This is a genomic window from Collinsella aerofaciens, from assembly GCF_901212495.1.
Lineage (GTDB): Bacteria > Actinomycetota > Coriobacteriia > Coriobacteriales > Coriobacteriaceae > Collinsella > Collinsella aerofaciens_H.
The window spans coordinates 43,350-63,241 of sequence record NZ_CAAKNY010000082.1 but is presented as its reverse complement, the minus strand read 5'-3'; the positions used below and the strand labels follow the sequence as shown (position 1 = coordinate 63,241).

The window sequence follows — 19,892 nt, the reverse complement described above, 5'->3', positions numbered from 1 at the left end:
GTCAATTCAAGGTGGCGGGGAAGGGAATCGAACCCCTGACACGAGGATTTTCAGTCCTCTGCTCTACCAACTGAGCTACCCAGCCATTTGAGGCGTGCCTTGTTTCAAGGCTTGATTAGTATAACCAAGGACGTGCTCCGGTCAACCGAGAATTTTAAAAAAGTTTTTGAGCGCGCCATCGGCCACGACCTCGATCCTATAGAGCGGCACGTCAGAGGCATCAACCCGCCGCAAGAAGTTTTTCACTCAGGGCCGCACGGGCAAACTCACTTGGCGTCATCCCCTCGGCAGCCGCCCGTCGACGAATAGCTTCCTTCATTCCCAGAGGAATCTTGACCGATAACGTTGCCGTTCCCTCACCCGAGAGTGGGGGCCGTCCATGCACGAGCCCACCAACGGTGTGTTCGCCATCCGGAAACTCTCCGCGCTCGTACGACTCACACCACGCGTCAATCATTTCATCCGTTACAACCTGACCATTGGCGGTCGTATATGTCTTGCCCATCATCGACCCCTTTGCCGAGCTCGCTCGATCTCTTGCCAGAATTTCTTCTGAACCGGAGACAAGGCATGAATAATGAGCCATCCACGAATAAGTTCGACCGCAACAAGTTCCACACTTCGACCATCAGGAAGCCATCCAATGGCAAGCCATCTCGGCGGCTCGTCTTCCGCCTCGCGGCAAATACACTCAGAAACCGCGAGCCAGGCACCAAGCACCTGTTTTCCGTCAGGTGCTTTTTGGCGTTGGGATGGATCTCAACATCCATGTATCTCCTCCATCTTACCCAATTTCGTATGACGAAAGTCATCTGTCGCCAATTCTTACGCCGGCACTTGTTGAAAGGCAGGGGGCGCGGTGAGAATTGAGGGGCGCTCCAGCGTGGCCCAGGCGCATGGGTGGGAGCACATGCGCCATGGGCGAACGTTTTCGCAGCAAGCAAGGACATTGCCATTGCGATCGATAAAGGCGATATCGATGGGATAGGCCATAAAGCAGGTGTGAACCGAGGAACAGCGCGGAAACGCCATGACAAGCGGCAGTCCGCTGGCGGCAATCGGCCGCCGTCCCAGCATGCCGCGCAGACGTACGGTAAACGACTCCGCCACCACAAACTCGGCCGGCGTCCAGCCCAACCTATTGAGCGCCCGCGCGTAGGCGATATAGGACGAGACCGCGGTCACATGACCACCCCCGGACGCCATGGATCGACCATCACCGCGCGTTCATGCGTGAGCACGGCCGGCGCCCCCAGAGAAACGCCGGCGATGCTCAGCGAACTCGGCCACGGCTCGTAGTGCATGGTGCAGGTATAGGTCCTAAACGTGCCAGAAAGAGAGAGCAGACCACCATCCGATGACGTCGTGCCTTGCTCGCTCGAGACCTCGACCTGTAGGTCATATCCCTCCATGGCATCCTGAATCTGAACTTGAACGGTCGCGGAAGCGTCAATGGAGCTCTCGTCACCCTCCCCGCCCGGCGCCACAGCGTGCGCCAGCACGATGTCGGGCACCACGCGGTCGAAGCGCGCGACCGCGCCGGCAAAGATCATGACGTTGTACGCGATGAGAGCCAGCACGAGCAGGACAGGCGTGACCACGGCCATCTCGACCGTCGCCTGGGCACGCTCCTCGCGCAAGCCCGTGCGAATGCCCATTACGACCCACCGCCAAAAGCTCCCACCAGCGTGGCAACATCGACCGTGAGTGGGATGGAGCCGCCGCCGGGCAGCGGGATCTCCGCAAGTGTGAACACCGCGCCGCTGATGGTGCGCTCGACGTGATATTCCAAGGCCTCGCAAAGTGCCTTGGGGTCAGTCACGCCCAAGGGGATTTTTCGCAGGGTATCTTGAGTTTTGGAGATGCCTGCGATATCGGATCCCGGACTTTTGATGACATTGGCGGTATCGGTCAGCACCGGTTTTCGCAGACGCAAATCGCACGGTTCGAGTCCCAGCGCCGCCACGGAGGACGAGACGGTATCACCGAGCCAGGACGCGATGGAGCCCAACGCGCCGCTACCCCCTCCCAAGCCACCGATCAGCTCTCCCATAAGCTCGTCGGCCGCACCCTGGATGTCTCCGTACCCCACGAGCAGGCGGCCCCAAACATCCATAACGCCGTCGAGCACGCCGGCAACGCCGCCCGAACGCTCCTCCAGCGTCGAGAAAAACCGCGAGAGAACGTTATTTTGTGCCGTCGCATCATCGGGCGCGAGCACTGCAGCAGAAATTGCACCACGATCGCCAAGCTCAACTGCCGTGTTAAACGAAGAGTTGAGCTCGTCGGGACTGGAGATGGCGCCCGAGACCGCAAAGGCGACCACGCCGTTGCGGCCGGGCGGGGCGATGCGCGGGCGCTCACCGGAAAGTTCTTTGATGGCGGTATCGAACGCATTGCCCGCACGGTCGGCTTCATCCTCGGTCTGGCGCTCGAGTTCGAGCTCCTTGTTACGACAGTCGACATAGTCCTCCAGGGCGTCTTTAAACTTGTCAAAGTGATACTCGAAGCCGTTTTCGATAGAGGTTGAAGGCGCCGCAACAGCACCAAGCGACGAAACGCCAAAATGGCATTTGCTGCATTTGTCCTGTCCATCGTAATCGGCAACCGAAGCAAATCCGCTCGGCGTTCCTTTCTTATAGTTAGGGCAACTTGTTCCGTAATGCAGGTACGTTTTGCCATCGTTCACGCTAGTCGGCCACACCGCATCGGTATAGAGTTCCGTCGCCCGAACCTCATCAGAGTTGCGCGGCAGCAACGGAATATAGGAGGAGACCCTGTCTCCGTTCTCGGTTATAAATGCCCGATCGACCTCCGCGCTCGCATAGGTATAAAACGCCTTACGCGCCGCAGACTCCGCCTTCATCTCGACACTCGGGCCTTGGGGCTTCTCATTTGTCAGACGCCAATGGTAGTAGTCCTTCGCGCGATCAAGGGCAACTTGAGGCTCCCATGTAACGCTCGATGAATAATGCGGATTTTGAACACCGGAGAGATCCGTTAGACTTTTTGCGCGCTCCCACATACACGAACAGCTGCCGACCGAACCTTTATCCGATCCACCGCAATCCGCTAGCCAGGCGCGCTCTTTAGCCTTTGCCGTCTCCTCCGATGCTTTTTGTAGCTCCTCGGCCGCGCGCTCCAGATCTTCCGACGCATCTTTAATGGCATCAGTCGAGATTTCGGATCCTTCGAGCGCAACAAAATCCGACTCGGATGTTCTGGGCACGGCAAGCGCCGTACCGGTATAGGTCACGCCATCGGTATCCTGCGCCGACACTGCCTGCATGGCGCGCGCGGCAACCAGGTACGGCAAGGCAGTCTCGATCTTTTGCAGGCCCTTTGCCGCGCTTTTGGCAAACTTGTTACGCATTTTAATGATCTGGGTTCCCGTATCGATGATATCGCTGCCGACAACCTCGGCGCCCGGAATGAGAATGGCAACCAAGCCGGTGCCGATCGTGGCAAACCCCGCCAGGCCCAAACTCAAAATGCTCGCATCCACCACCGTGGCGGCTGTGTGATAGGACGACACCACGTTGGCGCCCGCCAGTGCACCGCTATCGGCCGCCACCTGGGTGTCTCCAGCGCGCGACATGCTCCATATCGCCGCGGTCGACGAAAACAGCAGCGTAAGCACCACCAGAATGACGACCGCAGAGGAGAGCGTGGTATAGGCACCGTCTTCGATAAACAAGTCGATACCGGCACGGCCCATAAAGCCGCCCCGCTTGCGGCGAGTGCCTGGTCGACGGCGGGCCGCAAACCCTTGCGTCACCCGCAGCAGGCAGCGCCTAATCCCACGCAGCAATCCATGAATCATAATCTCCCTCCAGCCATTCGGGACGCGATCGATACGAGACGTCAACCTTGAGCTCGACATAGCCGCCCTCACCCGCACTGCCCATGGCCTGCACAAATGCACCGATCACGGGCAGCGGCTTAACCTCGCCGGCAACAGACACGGACGAAACGCCACCGGTACCGGCCCGCCCCAACTCGATATCCCACGACAGCGGCCCGCCGGCATGAAAAATCGAGACGTTGGGCACCGCGGCAAGTCTGCGGCGAGTGAACTCCTTAAGGCCATCGTCGTCCTCCACCGTCGTCGTGGTCATAAGCCGCGCGGTCTCGGCGGCGGCAGACTCCATGACCGCGCGCGTATAGAGCAGGCACACCGGCTGCAACGCGAGCAAGATAAGCGTCAAAAACATCGGCAGCAAAAAGGCGGCCTCGACCGTAGACTGCGCCCGATCCTCGCACGCGATATCAATACAGAGCGATGTCCTTGGCACCCGTCGCGGCATCGATAACCGACGATGGGGCGACGCCATGAGACGCTGCCCGCTCGACCAGTGCCGCCAAGCGCCCATCGGCGCCAGCGCGCCAAAGCCCCGCAATCGCCAACACAATCGATAACAACGCCACGGTGACGATGGCGTATTCGACGGTCGACTGAGCAGATTCCTCACGCAGGACATTAGGCATTTCACGACCCCTCCTTTGACTCCGTTGCTTGCGGAACCAGACGCACGGCACGCAGGCGGCACGAGGCATCGCCGGCATCCGCAGCAACCGTCACCATATCGACCCAGCCCCGCCCATCGCGCACGATGGCGCCCCATACGTTGCCTTTAATATCGAGATAGCCGCTCAGGGCGAGCTGGGCCGTGGGCACCTCGCGGTAGGCGCGCAACAGGTCTGCCGCCGCCTCGGTCATCGGCCGGTCCTCGGACCATGCGAGTCGAACCGCGATCGTGTTGTCTGCAGACGACTCCGCGCTGGCCGCCCGCTCGTCGAGTGTCTGCAAAAAGGTCCGAGCCGTGACGGCGGCATTCTGACCGCCCATATCTCCCGCGTCTTCCGCTTGTGACACCGCTGCCGAGCCCGATCCCAAATCGGCAGGAGCACCTGGACGCTGCTGCCGCGCAACACCCAGCCCCCAAAGCGTCACCGCTATCGCCACGAGCAAACAGACGAGCACCAGCGGCGAACCAACAGGCCGCCTGCCTCCTACAGGCTGTTGATGCCGTCTTTGATCGCGTTCCATAGTTCTTCGACTTTGCTCTTAAACGCGACGATGGCGATAATCGCGATCACTACGAGCACGCCGACCAAGATGGCGTATTCGGTCGTGCCCTGCGCGCTCTCCTCCCGCAACAGCGCCTTGGCACGCTGGCGAGCGCGGATTGCCCGGCAAAAAGCCCAGCTCCAAGCCTTGCCCGCCATGTCGGTCATCGTATTCATGTATTCCTCCCTACATCATCCCGCCTGCTCCCAGCAGCGGGCCCAATATGGACAGAAGCAACGCCGGTAAAATGAGCGTGCCGGTGGGAATCAGCAACTTGACCGGCGCACGCTCGATCTCGCGCTCGACTGCGGCGCGATGGGCCGCACGGATCTCGCGACTTTGAGCAGCCAGCGTCTCGGCCAGCGGAGCGCCTAGGGCAAGCGCCTGCCCCACCGTGATGGCAAAGGTCTCGAGCGCCCTCACGTCCAAATCACGCGCGGCAGCCAACAGCTCGGCCTCGCGCGTCCCCACGCCCACCTGCCACGCCATGCAGGCTCGCTCAAGACGGACGGCCAGCGCCGACCGACGATTGGCACAGAAAATCTCGAGCGCCGCGTCAAACGAAAGGCCGGCAGAAAGCCCCAGGCGCACCACGTCGATCATCTCGGACACCTCACCGAGCGACACCCGCGCCGGGCCGCCCGCCCCAATCACGCTCTTCATTCGCGCGGTCAGGGCATCAATCACCGAGCAGCCCACAGCAATGACCAGTACCGCCTCACGCTTGCACGTCTCTACAATCTTGCGAGCATCCGCTCGCTCCAAACCTGTCGCGGCAAATACGCTCAGGGCACACAGACAAGCCGCGACCCCGACCAGGGCGCTCATAACTCCACCCGCATAATGCGCCGGATAACTACCAGGGCAACGACGTTGAGGGCAAGTCCCAGCACCACGGCGCCCGCACCAGCCGGCGTCGCAAGACCGCGACGAAAGTCTGCCGAAAGCAAGGCCAGTACCGCACACATGCCTGCCGGCATCGCCGCGACCATGTGTGCCGACATACGCGCCTGTGACGTCTTAACGTCCAGACGGCGTTTGAGCTCAATGCGCTCACCCACCATGCTCGACGCCTCGGACAGCAAGCCGGCAAGCGGAGCCCCGGTACGCTGCGATACTTTGAGTGCCAAGGTGACAAGCGAGAGGCCGGGGGCATCGATGCGAACGAGTAGGTCATCGAGTGCGTCGGTCGCCGAGATACCGCAATCGATTGCCGCCGCCACCCGCAAAAACTCGGTATGCACCGGCTCTTGCGCATGGGCGCCCACAAAGCGCATGCCCTGTGCCAGCGAATGCCCCGAGGCAAGCGACATGGACAACGCTGTGAATGCCTCGGGCATGGCCTCTTCTACATCATGCTGTTCGCGTCGGCGATCGAAGGTGTCACGCGCGGCGCCCACGCCAAACGGCGTCGCCAGCCCCAAGACAAAGCCGATGAGCGACAACGACGCAACGGCCAGCAAAACGCTGCAGATACCGCTCGACAGCAGCAGAAATGACAGACGAGACGCGTTATCCTCAATAGCAAGCCCAAGGCGATCTGTGGGGATCAGCGACACCCACGAGCGGGCAATCTTTGTCAGCAGGTCGTTTTCCGCCACCTCACGCGGCAGCTTCTCCGCCATCGATTCGAGCGTCTGGCGCGCCAGCTCCGCCGGCGGCATCCGCGGCACACGAGGTTCTACCCCACACGCCGTCGCGACAGAAAGCCCCGCCAAACCCCCTACGACGAGGGACATAGCGATCTCCATTCGTCCACCTCCTCTTGTGTGAGCGTTCCCGACCGCAAGCCCTCCGCAATAAACGGCGGCTCGCGGTCGAGCGTCCAGGTGCGTTCGGCGGCATCGAACGTCACATAGCGTTCGAGCTCAACACCGCCCGACACGCCGCGGCGAACCCCCGAATATGAAGCCACAAAGCGCCTGCCATCTGCATGACGCGCGGACATCACGATGCCGTCGAGCGCCATGGCGATCTGCTCTTCGATAAGCTCACTCGGCAAATCGATGCCGTAGCGCGCAAGCAGCGTCAGGCGAACCACGGTCTCCTGCTCGGTACCCGCATGGAGCGTGGTGAGCGAGCCGTCGTGGCCCGTGTTCATGGCTTGCAGCATGTCGCAGCACTCGGCACCGCGCACCTCGCCCACGACGATGCGGTCGGGGCGCATGCGCAGAGCATTGGTCACCAGGTCGCGAATCGTCACCGCACCCTCGCCCTCGATTGACGCCTCACGCGCCTCCAGACGAACAACGTGTGGGTGATGTGCAAACTTGAGCTCGGCGGAATCCTCGATCGTCACGATGCGCTCGCCGGTGGAAATCTCGCACGACAGCGCGTTGAGCAGCGTGGTCTTGCCCGACCCCGTGCCTCCCGCAACCGCCAAGTCCTGCCGCAACGACACCGCGCACGACAGCAGCTGCGCATACCAAAGCGGCAGTGACCCCAACCCCACAAGCTCGTCCAACGAACAGATACGGTCCGAGAACTTACGGATGGTGAGGATTGGCCCGTCGATCGCCACGGGTGGAATCACCGCGTTGACGCGATAACCCGTCTTGAGGCGGGCGTTGACGATGGGGCTACGCTCGTCGATACGACGGCCGAGCGGCGAGATGATGCGGTCGATGAGCACACGGATCTGCTCGTCGTCCTCAAACGCATGCTCGATGGGATACAAAACGCCGCTGCGCTCAAAAAAGGCAGAGCGACAGCCGTTGATCATGATTTCGGTAACGGTGTCGTCCTCGATGAGCGGCTGCAGCGGTCCCAGGCCCACCACGTCATCTAGGATCTCGTCGATGATGGTCTCACGCTCAGGCGTCGCCAAGTCGGTCGGCTCTTCCACGTTGAGCGCCGCTTCCACCGCCGGACGTAGCTCAGAGCGGGCAAGGGCCGGATCGACGTAGGCACTGATGCGCGCCACCTCGTCGTAGCCCATGCGGTCCATCACCGCACGCTTGGTGCGGCGTTTAACGGCACGGTGGCGTCCCGCATCAACGGGGGCAGCCGCGGCGACCGCGCCAGCGGCTTTAATCCTCGTCTGCAGACTCATCGCGAATCACCCTCACGCGACCAGGGAAGACGAATGCGCGGGCGCTCGGTGCGGGTCGCGCGGTCGGCGACCATATCGCTCCAGGGACCGACGGCGCAGCCCAGCTCCACGAGCATCTCGCGCGTGGCCTCGCGCACGCTGGTCGCAAAAGCGCTCGTCTGACCCACCGCCTCGTCGGCGCGACCGAATGCCATGAGCGCGGCCAAGTCCTGACCGCCATCGGCAATGCGGATCTTGGAGCTCAGTGCGCAGGCGATCTCGAAGCGCATGGCGACGTCCTCGTCGGCACCGCGCGCACCAAACCGGTTGAACACGGCGCTCATGCGCGTGCGTGGCACGCCCACACGGCTCGCCAGCTCAATGACGCGCGAAGCGGATGTCGCGGACGATACCGCTGCATCGCCTACGACCAGGCAACGGTCGCTCGCCGCCACCGCGGCGGCCACGGCATCACCCCAAAAGACCGAGGTGTCGACAAAGACCACGTCGGATTCGCGACACAAAACATCGAGCAATAACTCCACCGGACGTGCCATGAGCTCGGCCTTCTCGGGGGCCGCGACAGGTCCCCAGAGCGTGAGGCCCGGGGCGACGCGCATCGATGCGGCCACGATATCCGGCTCGGCAAGTGCGCCCGCCGCCGACGGCTCGATAAGCATCGCCATATCGTGCGGGGCATCGACACCCAGCAGATCGTATAGGTTTCCAAACATGAGGTCCAAGTCGAGCACAGCGGCACGCAAACCCAACAGCGACGCCGCATGCGCCATGGTGGCAACGATCGTCGACTTGCCGCAACCGCCCGAACCCGAAACGGCGCAGACAACCGGTGCCCGACGCGACGGAATCGAAGCGCCCGCCGACGGCGCGGGAGCTGACGGTGCAGGAACCGGCGACACGGACGCGGGCGACAACATCCCCGTCTCCCCCGCCGCGGTCACGCGCCGAGCCCAAGCCGGCATGGCAGGCTGCCCGGGCTGCGGTTCCGAAGCCAAAGACGCAACGGCACACGGCTCGTCAGCCCCGGCAAAACCCTCGACCTCGTCGAGCTCATCAGCCAGATTTACGCCGTGCACGTATCCCATTTCTTCAGCCAGAACGTCATCGCCATACGGTACCGGCCCTCCAGCGTCATCGTATGCAAGGGGATCCCGGGGGCGCCGACCATGCTCGGCTTCCGCTTTTCCATATTCATCAACACGCGGGCCTCTTGTAGCGCGAGGCGCCCCTGGTTCCCTATCAACAAAAGCATCGGGCTCATTCGTCATGCGCCGATCGGAATCAACCGCTCCCTCACCCGCGCGCCCGTTGCCGCACAAACTGTGCGCAGCGATGACCTCGGTCGCCCCCGCGCGAAACAGCCCTTCGATATCCGACGGGTCGAGTGTCTCGATCAACACGACGACGCGACTCACACGGCCCTCGGCCGTCAGGCGCGCAACGGTCTTCCGCACGTCTTCGGTATCGAACAGAGACGCCGCGATGATGGCGGCACCGCGGCGCGACGGAAACGCCCGCGCCATGGAGACCAGCCCGTCCAGGTCGCCCACGCGAAGCACCTGCGCGCCCACATCGCGACCCTCGACTTCCTGCTGTAGCAGCCCGTAATCGCCGCACGCGCAGCACGCAAGCCAGATCGCCTTCATCACTCGTCGCCTCCGCTCTTTTTGCCGCGCGCCGTGGCGGGAATCGTCAAGCTGACCGTTCCCTTTCCCGAGGCTCCCAGCAATTCCTTGACATCTTCGGGATCTGCCGCCAGCGTCACCCACTCGATCTTGCCTTCACGCGTGGTGCCGGCATCCTCGCTGGTATCGATCACGTACGCGCCGCACAAACGATCGGTTACGCCATCTTTTTGCACGTACACGTCCACATAGCTGCCCACGCCCGTGGCGCCGCCGACCGAGTGCTCGGCATCGACCGCCACCGAAACGGCGACCTTGCCTTTAGGCACCTCGAGCTTGCGGCTCTCGGCCTTGGTGTAGACGTTGCAAATCACGGCGTTTTTGGGAATGCACGAGGTCGTCACGTCGCCGCGCACCTGACGCAGCTCGGTCGCCGCATCACGCGGCAACAGGCTCGCCAGCCATTCCTGAGTTATGACATTCGTCTCGTCAAGGGTCTCGCCGGCATCGATATCGCGCGCCGCGACGCACACCTCAACGCGGTCGCCGCCGTATTTTGCCAACGTCTCGGCCTGGGCCTGCTCGGCTTGCGAGCGGATCGACGAGCTGTAGACCATGCAGAGCGCCGCGGCAAGCACGCCCGCGACCAGACTGATAGCGATGCGCTTGCTCTTGTTCACGGCCGCTCCTCTCATGGCGGTGCCGGGCAAATGCCCGTACCACCATTGTCTGGGCGACCAGGACGCAAAGCGGCGCAATCGCAATCTTGGTTTTCGATGTCAAACCAATTGCTGACCAAAAGCTGACCAGCCCGTCAAGCTCGTGGCAAGGTTTTGGTCAGAACGTCGGCAAAACGCATATTTCAAGGCGCTTTGGCAGCAAAAAAGCCGCCTCCCAAGCAGTTGGGAGGCGGCTGTCATAGGAAAAATCAATTACAGATGGACATCGGGGTCGAGTATTTGGGCACTCACGCGCATGGATGACGCCAGGTTTTGGAACGTCTCCAGACGCAGGCTGTCGATCTGCCCCGCGTCCTCGGCCTCGCGAACGGCACAACCCGGCTCATGGGTGTGCGTGCAATCGCCAAACCGGCACGCACGCGACGCCTCGACGATCTCGGGGAAGGCGCGCGCCAGACCCCGCTCGTGACCCACGAGCGGCAGGCTGCGCAGGCCCGGGGCATCGGCGATCACGCCGGCGTCGCCCGGCAGCGCCACCATCACGCGCGCAACCGTGGTGTGGCGACCTTGGTCATCACGCTCGCGCACGCCGCCGGTGGCCAGCGCATCGTGGCCCAGCAACGCATTGAGCAGCGTTGACTTGCCGGCACCCGACTCGCCCAAGATCATGGCACAGCTCCCAGCCGGCACGCAGGCGCGCACCTCGTCCAGGCCGAGGCCCTCGGCAGAAGACGTCACGATCACGCGCGCGTCCGGACCCACCAGACGGCGCACGCGGTCCAGATCGCGCTCGAGCTCATCGGCGTCGCAGCGGTCGGCCTTGGTGAGCACCACCACCGGCTCGGCATCGCAATCGAGCGCCAACACCAGTGAGCGCGCCACGCGATCGAGCAGCACCTCGCCGGCGCCGAGCGCCTGCACGATCAGCACGCTATCCACATTGGAGCAAAGCACCTGACGTTCGCCGCGAGCGCGTCCGCGCCAACGCTCAAAACTCGTACGGCGTGGCAGCACGCACTCGATTACGCCCATGTCATGCCCGGGCGCACGACGCACCGCCACGCGGTCGCCCACGGCGGGCAGCAGAACTTCGTCCTCGCCACGCGACTTGGCAAACCCCACGGCATGCTCGGCACGGAAGGTATCACCGGCAGTCGCCACCAGCGGAAAACCGCGGTCGAGGCGCACCACGGCACCCAGCTGCATCTGCTCGGATTTCTCAGCATGAGTGCAAAAATCATCGAAGGCAGCCTGCTGAGCCGCATCGACCGGCAGATCGTCGAACGCCGGAATATCCTGCAGTGCGTCAAGCCCCGGTACGCTTGCCAGCAACTCCTCAGCAGATGCGGGGGCCTCGGTCGCGAGCTTCCGACGACGGTCACGCTTAGCCCGCGCCCCCGTTGTCTTTTTCTTCGCCTTAGCCTTAGCCTTAGCCACAAACGCCTCCCAGCACCCAAAATCACAACTGAGCAGGTATTTTAAATCAAAAAGAGCCGGCCGGGCAAAGCCCGACCAGCTCACAAACTTTCCCTCAGCCCTTTTCATCCGCACGGGAGAAAAGCCAGCAAGGATACCGCAGGGCCCGCCCGCCGGGAGGGGTTTCCTAAGGGCACATCCCGCAGCCGCAAAGCGGCGAGGACGTGCCCGTGGAAACCCCGCAGGCGGTCGGGCCCGGACAGGAACGTTACTCTTTTTCGACCGCGCGCATGATCGCCTTGTAAATCTCCATCAGCGGAATGATCAGGAAGGCAAGTCCCAGCGCGGCGATAACGCCCTTGAGTTCAAGCGTCACGGGGCCAAAGAACATCTCGGCAAGCGTCGGCTGCACGGTCACGATCACCGTCAGCACCAGCGCCAGCGCGGCCGATGCCCACAGCCACTTGTTCTGCTTCTTCATCTTAAACAGCGACGTGCGACGGCTGCGCATATTGAAGCAGTGGAAGATCTCGACCATGTTGAGCGTGATGAAGGCCATCATCACGCCTTCCTCGTCGGCATTGCCGGCGATCATATCGGCGATGTGGATGTAGCCCATGTCAAAGTACACGCCCACAAAGAAGCTCGCCAGCACCAGCACGGTGATGATCAGGCCCTGGACCACGCAGTCCAGACCCATGTTGCCGGCAAAGACGCCGTCCTTGGCGTTGCGCGGCTTGCGCTTCATGATGTCGCCCTCGGCGTCCTCCATGCCCAGTGCAAGCGCAGGGAAGCAGTCGGTGACCAGGTTCACCCACAGCAGCTGCACCGGCTGGAAGATGGTAAAGCCGATGAGCGTGGCGATAAACACCGAGAACACCTCGGCAAGGTTGGCCGAAAGCAGGAACTGGATGACCTTGCGGATGTTGTCGTAGATACGGCGACCCTCTTCGCAGGCACCGATGATGGTGGCGAAGTTGTCGTCGGCAAGCACCATGTCGGAGACGTTCTTGGTAACGTCGGTGCCGGTGATGCCCATACCCACGCCGATGTCGGCGCGCTTGATGGACGGGGCGTCGTTGACGCCGTCGCCCGTCATGGCGACGATCTGGTCACGCGACTTCCAAGCCTCGACGATACGGGTCTTGTGCTCGGGCTGGACACGGGCGTACACGCCGTAGTCCTCGATGTGTGCATCGAGCTCCTCGTCACTCATGCGATCGAGGTCGGCACCGGTGATGGCCTGGCTGCGATTGGCGACGATGCCCAGCTGCTTGGCGATGGCCACGGCGGTGTCGATATGGTCGCCCGTGATCATGACGGTGCGGATACCGGCGTCGTGCGCCTCGCGGATGGCGTCGGCCACCTCGGGACGGACCGGGTCGATCATGCCGGACAGGCCGCAGAAGACCAGGTCGTGCTCGAGCGCAGCGGGGCTGCAGTCGGCGGGAACCTCGGCGTAGGTGCGGCTCGCCAGCGCCAGCACGCGCAGGGCCTCGTCGGCCATGGCCTTGTTGGCTGCCACGAGCTCGGCGCGGCGCTCCTCAGTCAGCGGAACGACCTTCTCACCGTCATAGATGTGGGTGCACAGGCCGATCACCACGTCGGGCGCGCCCTTGGTGTACTGCTCGTACTCGCCGTCCAGGGTCTCGACGACCACGGACATCATCTTACGGCCCGAGTCGAACGGCGCCTCGCCCACGCGCGGGTGCTCGGCAGTCAGACCAGTAAGACCAGCCTTGCCGGCATCATTGACGAGTGCGCACTCGGTCGGCTCGCCCACGGCCTCGCCCAGCTCCTCGTCCCACTGGGCATCGGAGCACAGCGCCATGCCGGCCAGGAACTTCTCCTTGGGCGCAGCGAGCTCGTGCTTGACGACGGTCATTTTGTTCTGGGTAAGCGTGCCGGTCTTGTCCGAGCAGATGGTCTGCGTGCAGCCGAGCGTCTCGACGGCAGAGAGTTTGCGGATGATCGCCTGGCGCTTGGCCATCTTGGTCACGCCGAGCGAAAGCACGATGGTCACGACGGCGACCAGGCCCTCGGGGATGGCGGCGACGGCGAGCGAGACGGCAACCATAAAGGTGTCGAGCAGGGCAGTCGGGTCGGTAAGGACGTTGCCCACGCCGTGGCGGAGGATGTCAACGCCAAAGATCACGACGCAGATGACAAGCACCATAATGGTGAGGATGCGGCTGAGCTCGGCAAGCTTCACCTGCAGCGGCGTGAGCTCTTCCTTGGCCTCGGCCAGGGCGCCGGCAATCTTGCCCATCTCGGTGTTCATACCGGTGCCGACCACGACGGCGCGACCACGGCCGTACACCACGGTGGAACCCATGTAGCACATGTTCTTGCGGTCGCCGAGCGGCACGTCGTCGGTGCCCGCGGCGAGCTCGATCACGTTGGCGTGCTTCTCGACCGGCACGGACTCGCCGGTGAGTGCGGCCTCCTCGATCTTCATCGTGGCGCTCTCGAGGACGCGGCAGTCGGCCGGGACGGAATCGCCAGCCTCGAGCATGATCACGTCGCCGGGCACGAGCTCGGAGCTCGGCAGGTGCACGAGCTTGCCGTCGCGCAGCACCTTGGACTGCGCTGCGCTCATCTCCTGCAGCGCCTCGAGGGCCTCCTCGCTTTTAGCCTCCTGGACCACGCCCAGCACCGAGTTGACGATAACGACGAACATGATGATGGCGACGTCGGCAAAATCGGGCTCGCCCTTGACCATGCCCGTGAGCGCGCTGATAACCGCGGCCGCGATCAACATGATGACCATGGGGTCTGCCATCTGCTCAAAGAACCGCTTCCACAGCGGTGTCTTCTCGGCTTCCTCAAGCTTGTTAGGGCCTGTCTTGGCAAGACGCGATGAAGCCTCGCCGGTGCTCAAGCCGAGGTCCTCATCGACACCTTGGTCGCTGAGCACCTCCGCCGCGGCGGACAGGTATTCCTTTTGCATATAGAGTCCCCTCCTGGGATTCGGGCCACTCAGCAGATTGATGCCCGATCATAATTCCCAGGAGAAGGGCAAGGGCTCATCAAGGCTGCCGTGCTGAGCGGCAGTTGATAGTGGAGCTATGGTACCCCAAAGCAGCGCGTCTAGCCAAAACAATCCATTTGGAAATACGGACTGTAAGCAACGGCGCAGACCGTGTGATGTTCGACATTGATAAAACGCTTTTTCTTCAGCGCATCGTCAAACTGAAATATCGCCCAGATAGCAGCGGTTAGAACGGTTGATAAAGATTTTTCATATACCGTTTTCCTGCAAAAAATGAACTTCTAATTCGGCATGCGGGCGATTTTTTGGGGTATTCGGTCGGCATTTCGTTATAATCATCTCGGTTTTATTTCTTATGGTTTATCTATCAGCGCAAGACGATGTCAGATGGAGGTCTGAATGTACAAGCGCACCAAGATTGTATGCACCATGGGTCCCGCCTGCGATAGCGACGAGACCATCCGCGAGATGATCAAGGCGGGCATGAACGTCGCCCGTTTTAACTTCTCGCACGGCTCCTACGACGAGCACCACGATCGCATCGAGCGCGTCCGCCGTATTTCCAAGGAGCTCGGCATGCCCGTCGGCATCCTGCTCGACACCAAGGGCCCCGAGGTCCGCACCGGCCTTTTGGTCGACGGCAAGAAGGTTGCCGTCAAGACCGGCGACAAGATCGTCGTCACCGCTCAGCCCACGTCCGAGGATTTCCACGGCACCGCTGAGCACATCTCCCTCGACTACCTGGCTCTGCCCTCCGAGGTCGAGAAGGGCTCCCTCATCCTGATCGATGACGGCCTGGTTGCCCTCGAGGTCGAGTCCGTCAGCGGCCAGGACATGACCTGCGTCGTTAAGAACGACGGCCTGATCGGCGAGCGCAAGGGCGTCAACATGCCCAACGTCAACATCTCACTGCCCGCCATCACCGAGCGCGATCGTCAGGACATCCTCTTCGGCCTGACCGAGAACATCGACTACATCGCGGCTTCCTTCATCCGTGACGGCGAGTCCGTCCGCGGCATCCGCGAGCTTTGCCGCGAGAACGGTGGCGAGCACGTGACGATCTTCCCGAAGATCGAGTGCGCCCTGGGCGTCGAGAACTTCGACGATATCCTCGAGGCTTCCGACGGCATCATGGTCGCCCGTGGCGACCTGGGCATCGAGATCAAGCCCGAGCTCGTTCCCCACATCCAGAAGGAGATCATCGCCAAGTGCAACGCGGCCTACAAGCCCGTCATCACCGCTACGCAGATGCTCGACTCCATGCAGCAGAACCCGCGCCCGACGCGCGCCGAGGTTGCCGACGTTGCTAACGCCATCTACGACGGCACCGACGCCGTTATGCTCTCTGGCGAGTCCGCTGCCGGTAAGTACCCGGTCGAGGCTGTTAAGATGCAGGCCTGCATTGCTCTCGAGACCGAGAAGTACCTCCCGGCCCACGCTCCGCTCGAGGTTCCGGCTGATGCTCACGGCACCCGTGTCGTTAACAACGTTGTGGGCCTGTCCGCTGTGAACATGGCCACCACCGTTGGCGCCAAGTGCATCACCGTGCCGACGACCACCGGTCGTACCGCTCGCCTGATCTCGCACTTCCGTCCCAACATGCCGATCTGCGCATTCTCCCGCCACGAGTGGGCCGTTCAGCAGATGATCATGTACTGGGGCGTTATCCCGCATCAGGCTGCCATCACGCAGGGCACCGTCAATGGCACGATCGTCAAGGCAATCGAGACCGCTAAGGAGCTCGGCTACGTCGAGACCGGCGATCTGACCGTCGCCACCGCCGGCGATCCCCGCATGAGTGTCCAGCTCGAGGACAAAGTCTCCTCGACCAACGTCGCTTACGTCGCTCAGGTGCGCTAAGTCGTACTTGCAAGCAGATTTGCATTGTAAAGGGCTCGGAAGGCAATGCCTTCCGAGCCCTTTTTCTGTGCCAATGCCGGCACACGGCAAAACACGCACTCATTTCTTTACCAAAAGCGCGAAATCCACCCTTCGAGGCCCCAAAAATAAAGTCCCAAACGCTAAAAGTGTTCGCCCGGTGGCAAACCCACACTTTAACCGACGCCGCTAAATCGTTTTAGCAAGAGCCGGATCGACCGTGTTTTCGGAAGTATGCGGCAAATTCTGAGACCTCCGAGCACACCCCGTTTTTTCGCAACAAAATGCCTGATAAACTGGCCTCAAAAGCCAGGTCTGCTCACAGGATTCAGATTTTGCCGCATACTTCCGAATTGACACTGGCATCGCACGGCCCAAAAGCACATTTCGACCAGGAGGACGTCATGGACCTGACGCTATGCGGTCAATCCGCTTTTTGCTATCACCGTATCCCGCCGCAGGTATTAGGCCTTTACCCCGCCATTAGCCTTGGCAATATGGATCGCAGATGTTGCGGCCTCGGAAGTCATGCATTTGTAAAAGACCTGCTTCACGCACCGCTTCACAGGCTTGTATTTACTCGGGCACAATCTGGGTCGCGAAGCCTGTTTAAATCGCACCTCCTGACCCAAGAGCCGCCTCCCGGGTCGTTTAGGCAGACTGAGCATGGGTTTGATGTCACATCCCCGGAGTTCACACTGCTCAACCTTTCTACGCAGGTCTCACGCAACCAGCTACTCATGGCTTGCTACGAGATGTGCGGCTCCTTTGCAGTGTTTAGGCCCTGCGAGCGAACGCAACAACAACTTGATGAAGCTATTTCGCTTAAGTTCATTCCGCCTGACTGTGGTTGGAAACGCGTTGTCGACAACAACGGCAATGACACCAATTTGTGGAAGCGCACGCCGCTTCTTTCCGCAGCGGATATCTCCGCGTTCGCCAAGCAGGCCGCAGGCCTGCGCGGCGTTAAACAACTGCGCTGGGCGGCCGAGCACATGACGGGGCAGACCGCCTCGCCCTTCGAAGTACAGACCTCCATGCTTGTCTCGCTCCCCCGCAACGAGGGCGGCATGGGCATCAACATCGCAAACAACGTGCGCATCCCACTCAGCGACGCCGCGCGCTCACTGTATGATAAAACCTGCTGCTACGCCGATATCCTCATCGAGAGCAACACCGACAGCATGGGCGTCATCTTGGAATGCCAAGGCCGTTCCGCCCACAATGGCGAAGCCGCAAGCCTCTCCGATGCCGAGCGCACCACCGCCCTCACCAGCATGGGCTATGACGTTATCCAGATAACCTATGAGCAAATCAAAGACACGAAGAGCTTTAACAACATCGCCGAGCTCATTCATAAAAAGGCGGGGCTCCCCTACATCCCAAAGACCGATCAGGAACGCGCCAGCGAAGATGCCCTGCGACGGGAGCTGTTGGTCAATTGGGATGAATTGTTCACCGTTAAGCCAACCGGCTAGCAGATAGCGATCAGGGGGACTGCGGGAACGTCAGGAGCGGCGACGCGAGCCGCATATCCTGCCTCGGTCAGCTCGATGACCTCGGTAAATGTTGCGTCGAAGAACTCCTTGGTCAGTAGGCGATACGGCGGATGATCGGGCTCGCCGGGGTTTTCGCGTACAATCTCGTGCATGACGCCGATGGTCTTGAGAACATACTCCTTATGGATGGGATACTGCCCAAAACGCGTCGCAGCGGTATACAGGCGATCAGTCGCACGCGGGATGGAAACAATGCCCAGCGTCTTACCAAACCAGTCAAAGTCGCCTTGCTTTTTAATGCGGAACTCCTCACACGGCTTGCCGCCGTGCGCCTCCAGATACTGGTTCACACGCGTGTTCCATACCGTGTCGGCCACCAGATGTGACCAGACGCCCAGCGTTAAATCGAGCAGCGACTGCGCCACATCTTCGGACGCAAGCGAGAACTCACAGGCGCCGGGACCGGCAACCGGCTCGGCATCCTTGTAGCGCTGGGGATAGTGCACGCGGTTCAATCGCTCGCGTTCCTCGATAATCGAGGTCGCCGCGGCCGGCGCACCGGTGGGCGAACCTTTAAGCAACGGTGCCACATAGGTATCCCAGAACTCATGCTCACGAGGCTTTGGGATGGGCTCAGGCTTGGCAAAGTGTGTAATGCGGTACGGGATGGGATCGGCGATGCCAGGGACCATATAGCCCACGAAGATATCCGGAACCACGCAGCCAAACAAAAAGGCATTGCGGTCGCGCACGCTATTGGCAAGCGCTCCGGTGCGCTCCAGCAAACGCTCCGTCTGAGCGATATGAATGTTCCAGCTTGGCATAGCCACCCCCATAAAAACCTGGATAACTATACCATCACGGCAAAGCCGCGCGGGCGGCTACGCACGCTCTACGCAGCAACTAGTCCGTAGCACCGCTTTCGGTTCCATACGACGGTGAAGGCACCTCGACCACATGGTGATATCGATCGATATAGATTGCACGGGCACCCAGACGTCGCACCAAATCCTGGTGATGTGTGCTCATCAAGACCGTCTTACCCGCCGCGACGTAGGCCAGCAAGAAGTTGACCACGATGTCGCATGAATCCTCATCGAGCCCATTGGTAGGCTCGTCGAGGACCAAGATATCCGGGTTCATCGACACCACCGCAGCGAGTGCAACGCGCTTCTTTTGCCCGCCCGAGAGCTGATAGGGAGAGGCGTCGGCAAGGTCGGCAACCTGGAACAGCCCCATGGCATCGCGCACGCGGCGCTCGAGCTCGTCTGCCGGCAACCCCATCTGCCCGGGACCAAAAGCAACTTCCTCGCCCACCGTAGCGCAGAACAGCTGGGCGTCGGCATTCTGGAACACAAAGCCCACGCGCTGATGAAAACGCTGAGCGGCCGCGGCATCCTTTAGAAACGCCGCATCGATCACGTGCCCGTCAAACAGGTATGCCCCTGCATCCGCGAGTTCAAGGCCATTAATAAGGCGCATAATCGTCGTCTTACCGCAGCCGTTGGGACCGAGCAGGGCAACGAGCTCCCCACGATCGACCTGCAGCGACACGCCATCGACAACCGTATGCCCCGCATAGGAAAACACCACGTCGCGCAGCTCGATGAGCGGCGTGGCCTCGGCGCTAGCAGCACCGCACACGCCCATCGCGCCATTCGTATCCCTTGCCAAAACGT

Annotated in this window: 19 protein-coding genes and 1 tRNA gene; 2 read left to right on the top strand and 18 right to left on the bottom strand. The window is 61.6% G+C overall.

What is annotated here, in order from left to right:
* Nucleotides 1-12: 12 nt before the first annotated feature.
* From SFLMC1_RS10090 to SFLMC1_RS10015, 16 genes are all read right to left on the bottom strand, one after another.
* Nucleotides 13-85: transfer RNA gene (locus SFLMC1_RS10090), tRNA-Phe, on the bottom strand.
* 135 nt (nucleotides 86-220) lie between these two features.
* On the bottom strand, nucleotides 221-505 hold the full coding sequence (locus SFLMC1_RS10085) for a ribbon-helix-helix domain-containing protein (RefSeq protein WP_152074060.1): 285 nt from the start codon (nucleotides 503-505) through the stop codon (nucleotides 221-223).
* A 320-nt stretch (nucleotides 506-825) separates the two neighbouring features.
* Nucleotides 826-1,185, bottom strand: coding sequence for a DUF192 domain-containing protein (locus SFLMC1_RS10080; RefSeq protein WP_226814251.1), 360 nt, complete (start codon nucleotides 1,183-1,185; stop codon nucleotides 826-828).
* Nucleotides 1,182-1,658 (bottom strand): hypothetical protein, encoded by a 477-nt coding sequence (locus SFLMC1_RS10075; protein ID WP_152074062.1) that lies wholly within the window; start codon nucleotides 1,656-1,658, stop codon nucleotides 1,182-1,184. Before SFLMC1_RS10075 ends, SFLMC1_RS10080 begins: the two co-directional genes overlap by 4 nt.
* On the bottom strand, nucleotides 1,658-3,823 hold the full coding sequence (locus SFLMC1_RS10070) for a hypothetical protein (RefSeq protein ID WP_226814252.1): 2,166 nt from the start codon (nucleotides 3,821-3,823) through the stop codon (nucleotides 1,658-1,660). The genes SFLMC1_RS10075 and SFLMC1_RS10070 overlap by 1 nt, the downstream gene beginning before the upstream one ends.
* On the bottom strand, nucleotides 3,795-4,295 hold the full coding sequence (locus SFLMC1_RS10065; RefSeq protein ID WP_226814253.1) for a TadE/TadG family type IV pilus assembly protein: 501 nt from the start codon (nucleotides 4,293-4,295) through the stop codon (nucleotides 3,795-3,797). The genes SFLMC1_RS10070 and SFLMC1_RS10065 overlap by 29 nt, the downstream gene beginning before the upstream one ends.
* Nucleotides 4,270-4,488 carry a hypothetical protein gene (locus SFLMC1_RS10060; RefSeq protein ID WP_152074064.1) on the bottom strand — a complete coding sequence of 73 codons (219 nt, stop codon included), beginning with the start codon at nucleotides 4,486-4,488 and terminating at the stop codon, nucleotides 4,270-4,272. Before SFLMC1_RS10060 ends, SFLMC1_RS10065 begins: the two co-directional genes overlap by 26 nt.
* Before the next feature lies 1 nt (nucleotide 4,489).
* Complete coding sequence (locus tag SFLMC1_RS10055; RefSeq protein WP_152074065.1) at nucleotides 4,490-4,849, bottom strand: hypothetical protein; 360 nt, start codon at nucleotides 4,847-4,849, stop codon at nucleotides 4,490-4,492.
* A 164-nt stretch (nucleotides 4,850-5,013) separates the two neighbouring features.
* A complete protein-coding gene (locus tag SFLMC1_RS10050) occupies nucleotides 5,014-5,247 on the bottom strand; it encodes a hypothetical protein (RefSeq protein ID WP_152074066.1) in 234 nt (77 codons plus the stop codon).
* Nucleotides 5,248-5,257: 10 nt separating this feature from the next.
* Nucleotides 5,258-5,899 (bottom strand): type II secretion system F family protein, encoded by a 642-nt coding sequence (locus SFLMC1_RS10045; RefSeq protein WP_152074067.1) that lies wholly within the window; start codon nucleotides 5,897-5,899, stop codon nucleotides 5,258-5,260.
* A complete protein-coding gene (locus tag SFLMC1_RS10040; RefSeq protein ID WP_261981437.1) occupies nucleotides 5,896-6,810 on the bottom strand; it encodes a type II secretion system F family protein in 915 nt (304 codons plus the stop codon). Before SFLMC1_RS10040 ends, SFLMC1_RS10045 begins: the two co-directional genes overlap by 4 nt.
* A complete protein-coding gene (locus SFLMC1_RS10035) occupies nucleotides 6,795-8,123 on the bottom strand; it encodes a CpaF family protein (protein ID WP_152074069.1) in 1,329 nt (442 codons plus the stop codon). The genes SFLMC1_RS10040 and SFLMC1_RS10035 overlap by 16 nt, the downstream gene beginning before the upstream one ends.
* Nucleotides 8,120-9,769 (bottom strand): P-loop NTPase, encoded by a 1,650-nt coding sequence (locus SFLMC1_RS10030; RefSeq protein ID WP_152074070.1) that lies wholly within the window; start codon nucleotides 9,767-9,769, stop codon nucleotides 8,120-8,122. Before SFLMC1_RS10030 ends, SFLMC1_RS10035 begins: the two co-directional genes overlap by 4 nt.
* Nucleotides 9,769-10,428, bottom strand: coding sequence for a Flp pilus assembly protein CpaB (gene cpaB, locus SFLMC1_RS10025; RefSeq protein WP_226814254.1), 660 nt, complete (start codon nucleotides 10,426-10,428; stop codon nucleotides 9,769-9,771). The genes SFLMC1_RS10030 and cpaB overlap by 1 nt, the downstream gene beginning before the upstream one ends.
* 252 nt (nucleotides 10,429-10,680) lie before the next feature.
* On the bottom strand, nucleotides 10,681-11,634 hold the full coding sequence (gene rsgA / locus SFLMC1_RS10020; RefSeq protein WP_187323949.1) for a ribosome small subunit-dependent GTPase A: 954 nt from the start codon (nucleotides 11,632-11,634) through the stop codon (nucleotides 10,681-10,683).
* A 478-nt stretch (nucleotides 11,635-12,112) separates the two neighbouring features.
* Nucleotides 12,113-14,794 (bottom strand): cation-translocating P-type ATPase, encoded by a 2,682-nt coding sequence (locus SFLMC1_RS10015; RefSeq protein WP_152074071.1) that lies wholly within the window; start codon nucleotides 14,792-14,794, stop codon nucleotides 12,113-12,115.
* A 441-nt stretch (nucleotides 14,795-15,235) separates the two neighbouring features.
* Between SFLMC1_RS10015 and pyk the strand changes: the two genes are divergently transcribed.
* Together pyk and SFLMC1_RS10005 are read left to right on the top strand one after the other, a co-directional pair.
* Nucleotides 15,236-16,696, top strand: a complete 1,461-nt coding sequence (gene pyk, locus SFLMC1_RS10010) for a pyruvate kinase (RefSeq protein ID WP_152074072.1) — start codon at nucleotides 15,236-15,238, stop codon at nucleotides 16,694-16,696.
* A 422-nt stretch (nucleotides 16,697-17,118) separates the two neighbouring features.
* Complete coding sequence (locus SFLMC1_RS10005; RefSeq protein ID WP_152074073.1) at nucleotides 17,119-18,192, top strand: hypothetical protein; 1,074 nt, start codon at nucleotides 17,119-17,121, stop codon at nucleotides 18,190-18,192.
* Here the strand turns inward: SFLMC1_RS10005 and SFLMC1_RS10000 are convergent.
* Both SFLMC1_RS10000 and SFLMC1_RS09995 read right to left on the bottom strand, forming a co-directional pair.
* Complete coding sequence (locus SFLMC1_RS10000; RefSeq protein ID WP_152074074.1) at nucleotides 18,189-19,037, bottom strand: hypothetical protein; 849 nt, start codon at nucleotides 19,035-19,037, stop codon at nucleotides 18,189-18,191. The two genes, SFLMC1_RS10005 and SFLMC1_RS10000, sit on opposite strands and share 4 nt — an antisense overlap.
* Nucleotides 19,038-19,116: 79 nt before the next feature.
* Entirely contained in the window at nucleotides 19,117-19,887 is a 771-nt protein-coding gene (locus tag SFLMC1_RS09995) for an energy-coupling factor ABC transporter ATP-binding protein (RefSeq protein ID WP_152074075.1), read from the bottom strand.
* Between the last annotated feature and the right edge of the window lie 5 nt (nucleotides 19,888-19,892).